Consider the following 945-nt stretch of genomic DNA (forward strand, 5'->3'; position numbering starts at 1 on the left):
CTGGGGCCCGCCATCGTCAAATCGCAGCAGCCAGCGGTTGCCAGCTACTCCGCTCCCGGCCAAGACCCGGCGGCGGCCGAGCGCGACGCGCTGAGCAAGGAGGCGGAAGCAGCGGTGGCTTCGTCGGTGTTCTTCCAGTCGGGTAACCAGCACAGTGCCGCCGCGCCAGCGCAGTTGGCCGCGAACGGCTCGGCGTCCGGCTTGGCCGGCTTCGATCCGCTGGTCGCTGTGCCGTCCTCCAGCGCGGCACAGCCCGCCGACCCGACCGTCGTGCGGAGCCAGCAAGACCAGAAGGAGGCCTTCCTGAAATCCGGCGCGACGGAAACCCGAAGTGCCAGGAGGCTACAGATGCCGGCCTCACCGTATCAGCTGATGGCTGGAACGGTCATTGCCGGCGCGCTGGTGACGGGCATCAAATCGGATTTGCCCGGCGACATCATCGCAACCGTGACGGAACCGGTATACGACACCGCGACAGGTCGTCATCTGCTGATTCCTCAGGGTTCACGCATGCTTGGCCGCTACAACAGCCAGGTGAGCTATGGACAGCGCCGGGTTCAGGTGGTGTGGAACCGCATCATCCTGCCGGACACGTCTTCGCTGACGCTGGACAACCTAGCCGGCACTGATCCGGCCGGCTATGCCGGTCTGGAGGATGGCGTCGACTGGCATTGGGATCGGATCTTTGCCGGTGCGGCGCTGACAACCCTGCTGGATGTCGGCGCCGAGCTGGCAGCGCCGGGGAACCGCCAGAACGGCGATCGTGTCATTGTCGCAGGGCGCGGCAGCCTGCAGGACAGCGTGAACCAGGTCGGGCAGGAAATGACCCGGCGCAATCTCAACATACAGCCTACGTTGACGGAGCGGCCGGGGTTGCCGGTCCGCGTTATCGTCAATCGGGATCTGGTGCTGCGGCCATACCAGCCGCTGTTCTTCAATCGGGGG

General features: G+C 65.8%; 1 protein-coding gene. It reads left to right on the forward strand.

Features of this window, described 5'->3' with window-relative positions; genetic code table 11:
• Positions 1-945, forward strand: a 945-nt coding sequence (locus CF68_RS02920) for a TrbI/VirB10 family protein (RefSeq protein WP_035815917.1), incomplete at both ends; no start/stop codon positions are given.

Source organism: Cupriavidus sp. SK-4, from assembly GCF_000611125.1.
In the GTDB taxonomy this organism is placed as follows: Bacteria; Pseudomonadota; Gammaproteobacteria; order Burkholderiales; family Burkholderiaceae; genus Cupriavidus; species Cupriavidus necator.